Origin of the sequence: Caulobacter sp. B11, assembly GCF_002737765.1 — a bacterium.
GTDB lineage: Bacteria > Pseudomonadota > Alphaproteobacteria > Caulobacterales > Caulobacteraceae > Caulobacter.
The window spans coordinates 1-6,144 of the sequence record NZ_PEGG01000189.1 but is presented as its reverse complement, the minus strand read 5'-3'; the positions used below and the strand labels follow the sequence as shown (position 1 = coordinate 6,144).

Below are 6,144 nucleotides of genomic sequence, written 5' to 3'. Positions count from 1 at the left end.
GGCCTGGACCTGCTGGGCGCAGGCCCGCTCAAGGAAAGAACATGCCCATCCAGCACTCAGCCGCCGAGCCCCCCACCGACATCGTGCCGTGGTTGCGCAGCATCATCAGCTTCTTGTCGCCAAGGTCGGCCACGAGGCGTTCCCGTTCGTCCAGGTTTGAGCGCAATCCCTTCATAATCGTGATAGGGAGTTGTGGCAAGACAATAAGCGCCTGCTGCGCCAGCGGCATCAGGCCTTCCTTGTGGGTCGAGACCGCCACGCCCTGGTCGGTATGCAGGTGCATGACGAACTTGGCGTCCTCGCGGGCCGCGTGCACGGCCGAGTGGATCGTGAAGCCCGCCGGATTGATGAAGTACGGGGTCTTGTCGATGACATTGCCGTCCAGATCGACCTTGACCAGGCACGAGGCGGTCATCTCGCCGAAGAACATGCCGTAGGGATTGATCAGGAAATGGTGCTCGGGACCGGGCACCCGGGCCGAGATGTGGGTGAAGATCATGTCGTCCCAGCCGTGCACCGCGACCAAGCGGTAGAGGGCGGCGAGCTCGACCCGGGCCTGCCACTCGGCGTCGCTGACCTTGCCCTTGAGCGACGTGGTGATCGTCGTGGCTCCATCGGCCATGGCGGTATCCTCCAGTAGGTTATCGTTGTTGAGTTAGAAGGTCGCGCCGGGCGACCCCAGCGTCAAGAGGCGCTGGGTCGCCCGGTCGTGATCGAGGGGTGACGGGCGCGGCCGGCTGTGGGACTAAGCCTTCATGATCCCCTGGGAACACCTCGACAGCGCCACCGTCCCCGGCGACGGCCTGGACCTGCGCCTGATGCGGCGCGGAAGCGAATATTCGATCATGGCCGGCGCCATCGAGCTGATGAACAGCCGGCTCAGCGGCTCCGAGGAGGCCATGGCCACCCTGGCCTGCGCCCGGATCGGCCAGCGGCCGGGCGCGCGGGTGCTGATCGGCGGCCTAGGCATGGGCTTCACCCTGCGCGCCGCCCTCGCCGCCTTCGCGCCCGACGCCGACATCGTCGTCGCCGAGCTGGTTCCGGCCGTGATCGCCTGGGCGCGCGGACCCTTGGCCGGCCTGCAGGGCGCCAGCCTCGACGATCCGCGCGTTTCCCTGCACACCGGCGATGTCGGGGCCCTGATCCGGGCCGACGACGCGCAATTCGACGCCATCCTGCTGGATGTCGACAACGGCCCCGGCGGCCTCAGCCGCAAGGGCAATGACAGCCTCTATGACCATGTCGGCCTGGCCGCCGCCCGCAAGGCCCTGAGCCCCGGCGGCGTGCTGGAGGTCTGGTCCTCCACCCGCGACAGCGCCTTTACCCACCGCCTGAAACGCTCGGGCTTCGCCGTCGAGGAGGTCGGGGTGCGGGCCCACAAGGGACGCGGCGCGCGGCATGTGATCTGGGTGGCGACGAAGGCCTAGGGGGCTTTGCCCCTTGAGGACGCGCCACGCCGGGTGAAGCGCGGCGCCAAGCCCCGCGGGCCGCGTCGCGGCCTTGGCGACCGAAGGCCAGGACGGGTCCGTTTCGGTCATCGCGGGTCTCCGAGGGTGAGGGTCAATGGCCCCCGCGCGCACGGCGGCGCCGCCGCGCCGGATCGCGGCGCGGGTGATGGCAGGAGAGGCGCGGGGCGTCCGGACCGCGTCCGGAGGCTGTGCATGAAAAGTACCGTTTCGACGAAGCAGGACGCCCCGCGCGGTCGTTATCCCTCTGGCCGGGGCGCGCAGGCCTTGTTCAGCCTTTTGCCCCACCCAGGCCTTGATCCTTCGCGACCGGACCCAGCCGCGAAGGCTGCAAACCCGATCGACCCGGAGACCCGGAGCGAACCTTCGGGCGGGCGGGGGTCCTCCGACGGACCTCCCGATAGGCGGGTTTACGTCACCCGCCCTCCGATCAAGCCGTCCGGCCCCGCATCCGCGACTCCGGCGGCCCCGCTCGACCACGACCCGCCGCGCGTCTCGGGCCGGATCCAAGAGCCCTCTCCCTCGCGACGGGATGGCGAGAAGTATGCCGGCGGTCTGGACGCGTCTGATTGGCGCGCTCGATTAAGTTTCAGGGCGTTGAGTTTGTTGGGGTTTGCGGCGGCGTCACCGGGGATGGAGCGCGGCGGGTCCCCGTTGTGAGCCACGACGGTCTTGCAATTCAGCAGGCGCGCCATTGAACGGGATAGAGCGCCGCCTGGTCATCCGACGTCAGGAACACGGCCCTCTCGCTGATCGCTTGCGCCATCAGCAGGTGATCAAAGGGATCGCGATGATGGCTCGGCAGCGAAACGAGCGCCGTCAGGTGCGCGGGCGCGATCCCGAGACGCTGGAAGTTCGAGGTGTCGAGCGCGGAGTCAATCGCATCGACATCGGCTTGCAGTTTCCCGATCCGAACCTTGATCGCGATCTCCCACAATGAAACCACGCTGACGAAAACCTGATGATCGGGATCACTGATCAAAGCCCGCGCCTCACGGCTAAGGCGCGGGGAATCCGACAGCCACCAAAGCAAGACATTGGTGTCGAGAAGGAGATTCAAGCGCCCCGGCCCTCGAAGGCATCGAGCAGGTCATCAGGCCAGATATCGAAATCGTCGGCCATCACGATATGCCCCTTCAACAAGCCCGGCTGACGCGAAACCTTGGGACCGGTGACCGGCGCACGCAATTCAGCGACGGCCTCGCCACGTGACATCACGGTGAAGGAGGCCCCCGACCGAACCTGGCGCAGATAGTCGCTCAGATTTTCCCGAAGGGCGCGAACACCGACAGGCGTGGGGTCGTCAGCCATGGCGAACCTCTTGTGTACACCTTTAGTGTACACAAAAAGCCAACTGGATCAATAGATCGACCCCCGTCAGTCCTGACGGTCGCCCTTCATCAGTCGCGCTGCCAGTCGCGGGCGGCTTCGGTTTCGCGCTTGTCGTGGGTCTTCTTGCCCTTGGCCAGGCCGATCTCGAGCTTGGCCAGGCCCTTTTCGTTCCAGTAGAGCTTGAGCGGGATCAGGGTGCGGCCGTCGCGCTGCACGGCGCCGATCAGCTTGTCGATCTGCTTGCGGTGCAGCAGCAGGGTGCGGTGGCGGCGCGGCTCGTGGTTGAAACGGTTGGCGTGGCCATAGGGCGGGATGTCGGCATTGATCAGCTTGATCGTCTTGCCTTCGACCGAGGCGTAGGACTCGGCGATATTGGCCCGACCCAGGCGCAGGGACTTGACCTCGCTGCCGGTCAGCATGATGCCGGCCTCCATCGTCTCCTCGATGAAATAGTCGTACCGCGCGCGGCGGTTCTCGGCGATGGGCTTGGTCATCAGACCAGTCCCGCCTCGCGCATGGCCTCGAGCACCTTGGGGCGCACGGCCTCGGCGCAGGCCGTGATCGGCAGGCGCACATCCTCGTTGCACAGGCCCAGATGGGCCATGGCGAACTTGGTGGGGGCCGGCGAGGAGTCGAGGAACAGGACCTTGTGCAGGTTCAGCAGGCGGTCCTGCCAGTAGAGCGCGGTCTCGCCCTCGCCCTTAAGGCAGGCGTTGATGAAGCTGGAACAGGCGTCCGGCGCGACATTGGCGGTGACCGAGATCACCCCGTGGCCGCCATGGGCCACATAGCCCAGGGCCGTGGGATCGTCGCCCGACAGCATGACCCAGTCGGGGCCGCAGGTCAGGCGCTGCTGGCTGACCCGGGTCAGGTCGCCGGTGGCGTCCTTGATCCCGACGATGTTGGGCAGCTTGGACAGGCGCACCAGGGTGTCGTTGTGGATGTCGGTGCTGGTCCGCGACGGCACGTTATAGACCAGCACCGGCAGCTGAACGGCGTCGTTGATGGCCTTGTAGTGCTGGTACAGACCCTCCTGGCTCGGTCGGTTGTAGTAGGGCGTCACGATAAGGGCGGCGTCTGCGCCGACCGCCTTGGCGTGGGCGGCCAGTTCAATGGCCTCGGCGGTCGAATTGCTGCCGGCCCCGGCGATCACCGGCACCCGCCCGCGCGTCACCTGCACGCACAGCTCGACCACCCGCTTGTGCTCATCATGGCTGAGGGTCGAGGTTTCGCCGGTGGTGCCGACCGGCACGACACCATGAACCCCGCCGGCGATCTGACGCTCGACCAGGGCGGCGAAAGCCGTCTCGTCGACGGCGCCGTCGCGGAACGGAGTGACCAGGGCCGGAATGACGCCCTTGAACGGGGAATGGACCATGACTTGCAATTTGCCGTGAGGAGTCGCCGCGACGATTGCGGCCTAAGGTGGGAGGCGGACAATATGTTGTCGCCCCGGCGTCCCGCAACTGGTCCGTCGAGGTTGAACCTGCTTTGAATTGCGTTTTCGAGAGGGGTCAATCCCTCGCGAACCGGTCTATAGGTCTTATTCGGATGATGCGCGGCCTCAAAGGCGCCGCGGGACACATCCAGTGTGGCGAGAAGTAAGGGAGACCGCGTTTTGGCTTCAGGGATGCAGTGGGGACTATTGGGCGGGGTCGGCCTGGCGCTGGCCTTCGCGTCGCGGTCGCGCAGGACGCCGCCGATCTGCCGTCCCAGCCCCAGCCCTATAGCGGCAACGCCCGTCCCCTGCCCGGCCTGGTGACGACGCCCCCGACCGCCCTCTATGGCGGCGTGGCGGAGTCCGACGCGGCCAATCTGCGCTCGGCCCTCAACAACGCCCGCGACGCTGGCGCCGTGCGCGCCGCCCTGGCCAGCCTGCAAGACCCGGTGGCCCGCAAGATCGCCCTGTGGGCGCTGATCGACGCCAATGCCGAAACGATGTCGTTCTTCGAGCTGGACGCCGCGCGGCGCGACCTCAACGGCTGGCCCCGCGCCGGTCGCCGCGAGGGGGCACCGAAAAGGCCCTGGCCACCTCCGGTCTCGACGCCGAACGTACGATCGCCTGGTTCGGCGGCCGCGATCCCCAGACCGCCGACGGCGCCATGGCCCTGGCCTCGGCCTATCAGGCCGCGGGCCGCCAGGCGGACGCCAGCACCCTGATCCGCCGTTTTTGGCGCGACCAGGTATTCGAGGCCGATCAACAGCGGGCCATACTCGCCCGCTTTGGGGCCCTGCTGACCGCCGATGACCACGCCCGCCGGGCCGACATCCTGCTGTACGGGCCGCAAGGGCCCGCCGCCCGCGACATGGTCGCCCTGCTCTCCCCCGAGCAGCAGGACACGGCGCGGGTTCGGATCGCCTTCCGCTCCAACGCCGGCAACGCCACGTCCCTGTTCGACAGCTTGTCGCCGAGCCAGCAGGCCCTGCCTGCGGTGGTGTTCGAGCGCGCCGCCTTTCTGCGCCGCCGGGGCCTGGATGTTCAGGCCCTGCAGATGGTGCGCAGCTTCCCCGCCCCGCCCACCGACGACGCCGCCGCCGCCATCTGGCGCGAACGCAAGCAGCTGGTGGTCTCGGCCCTGAAGAACGGCGACAGCGTCGGTGCCTACGCCGCCGCCGCCAATAACGGCCTGCCCGGCGGCGCGGACGCGGCCGAGGCCGAATTCTATGCCGGCTGGCTGGCCCTCTCGCGCCTCAACCGGCCCGACGACGCCGCCCGCCACTTCGCCCGCATCGCCGAGATCGGCGCCTCGCCGATCACCCGCGGCCGAGCCCTGTACTGGCAGGGCCGCGCCGCCGAGGCCCAGGGCGACCAGATCGGGGCCAAGAGCTTCTATTCCGAGGGCGCTCGCCACATCACCACCTTCTACGGCCAGCTGGCCGCCGAGAAGGCCGGTCTGACCGAGCTGCGGCTGGACAAGGACCCGATCGTCACCCAGGCCGATCGGACCCGGTTCGAGGGCCGCGAGCTGGTCCGCGCCGTGCGGATGATGGCCCAGATCGGGGCCCGCGATCAGTTCCGGGTGTTCGCCCTCTATATCGACGACGTGCTGCCCAACGCCGAGGAAACCGCCCTGCTGGTCGACCTGGCCCGGGGCTATGGCGACCAGGACACCGCCATGCGCGCGGTCCGCACCGCCGCCCAACGCGGCTTCATCCTGCCCGAGCGCGGCTATCCGCTGCTGGACCACCACTTCACGCCCGGTCCCGGCGCGGCGGAAACCGCGTTTGTCTATTCGATCTCACGCCAGGAAAGCAATTTCGACCCCACGGCCCGATCGGCGCCGGGCGCGCGCGGCATGATGCAGCTGATGCCGGCCACCGCCGCCCTCGTCGCGCGCCAGTTGGC

General features: G+C 68.1%; 8 protein-coding genes. 3 read left to right on the top strand and 5 right to left on the bottom strand.

The annotated features are described in order from the left end of the window. Positions 1 to 28: 28 nt before the first annotated feature. Positions 29 to 622: a class II aldolase/adducin family protein gene (locus CSW58_RS08605; RefSeq protein WP_369825128.1), complete on the bottom strand. Its 594-nt coding sequence runs from the start codon at positions 620 to 622 to the stop codon at positions 29 to 31. Positions 623 to 755: 133 nt separating this feature from the next. Here CSW58_RS08605 and CSW58_RS08600 point away from each other — a divergent pair, with 133 nt between their 5' ends. Continuing rightward, the gene (locus tag CSW58_RS08600; RefSeq protein ID WP_099447015.1) at positions 756 to 1,427 is read left to right on the top strand and encodes a spermidine synthase; all 672 of its coding nucleotides are present in this window, start codon (positions 756 to 758) and stop codon (positions 1,425 to 1,427) included. A gap of 718 nt (positions 1,428 to 2,145) precedes the next feature. Here the strand turns inward: CSW58_RS08600 and CSW58_RS08595 are convergent. The 4 genes from CSW58_RS08595 to dapA all read right to left on the bottom strand — a co-directional run bounded on the left by CSW58_RS08595 (position 2,146) and on the right by dapA (position 4,176). After that, positions 2,146 to 2,526, bottom strand: a complete 381-nt coding sequence (locus CSW58_RS08595) for a type II toxin-antitoxin system VapC family toxin (RefSeq protein ID WP_099447014.1) — start codon at positions 2,524 to 2,526, stop codon at positions 2,146 to 2,148. After that, complete coding sequence (locus CSW58_RS08590; protein ID WP_099447013.1) at positions 2,523 to 2,777, bottom strand: type II toxin-antitoxin system Phd/YefM family antitoxin; 255 nt, start codon at positions 2,775 to 2,777, stop codon at positions 2,523 to 2,525. The genes CSW58_RS08595 and CSW58_RS08590 overlap by 4 nt, the downstream gene beginning before the upstream one ends. Positions 2,778 to 2,866: 89 nt before the next feature. Then, on the bottom strand, positions 2,867 to 3,292 hold the full coding sequence (gene smpB, locus CSW58_RS08585) for an SsrA-binding protein SmpB (protein ID WP_099447012.1): 426 nt from the start codon (positions 3,290 to 3,292) through the stop codon (positions 2,867 to 2,869). After that, positions 3,292 to 4,176: a 4-hydroxy-tetrahydrodipicolinate synthase gene (dapA, locus tag CSW58_RS08580; protein ID WP_099447011.1), complete on the bottom strand. Its 885-nt coding sequence runs from the start codon at positions 4,174 to 4,176 to the stop codon at positions 3,292 to 3,294. Before dapA ends, smpB begins: the two co-directional genes overlap by 1 nt. Positions 4,177 to 4,433: 257 nt before the next feature. Between dapA and CSW58_RS16175 the strand changes: the two genes are divergently transcribed. Together CSW58_RS16175 and CSW58_RS08575 are read left to right on the top strand one after the other, a co-directional pair. Further along, positions 4,434 to 4,958, top strand: a complete 525-nt coding sequence (locus CSW58_RS16175; RefSeq protein ID WP_369825126.1) for a hypothetical protein — start codon at positions 4,434 to 4,436, stop codon at positions 4,956 to 4,958. Beyond that, the coding region (locus tag CSW58_RS08575) for a transglycosylase SLT domain-containing protein (RefSeq protein ID WP_369825125.1) at positions 4,901 to 6,144 on the top strand (1,244 nt) is incomplete at its 3' end. The genes CSW58_RS16175 and CSW58_RS08575, both read left to right, overlap by 58 nt.

Bases quoted from the DNA above. Each gene is read 5' to 3' on its own strand.
- CSW58_RS08605 (WP_369825128.1), bottom strand. From the start codon at position 622: ATGGCCGATGGAGCCACGACGATCACCACGTCGCTCAAGGGCAAGGTC.
- CSW58_RS08600 (WP_099447015.1), top strand. From the start codon at position 756: ATGATCCCCTGGGAACACCTCGACAGCGCCACCGTCCCCGGCGACGGC.
- CSW58_RS08590 (WP_099447013.1), bottom strand. From the start codon at position 2,777: ATGGCTGACGACCCCACGCCTGTCGGTGTTCGCGCCCTTCGGGAAAAT.
- smpB (WP_099447012.1), bottom strand. From the start codon at position 3,292: ATGACCAAGCCCATCGCCGAGAACCGCCGCGCGCGGTACGACTATTTC.
- dapA (WP_099447011.1), bottom strand. From the start codon at position 4,176: ATGGTCCATTCCCCGTTCAAGGGCGTCATTCCGGCCCTGGTCACTCCG.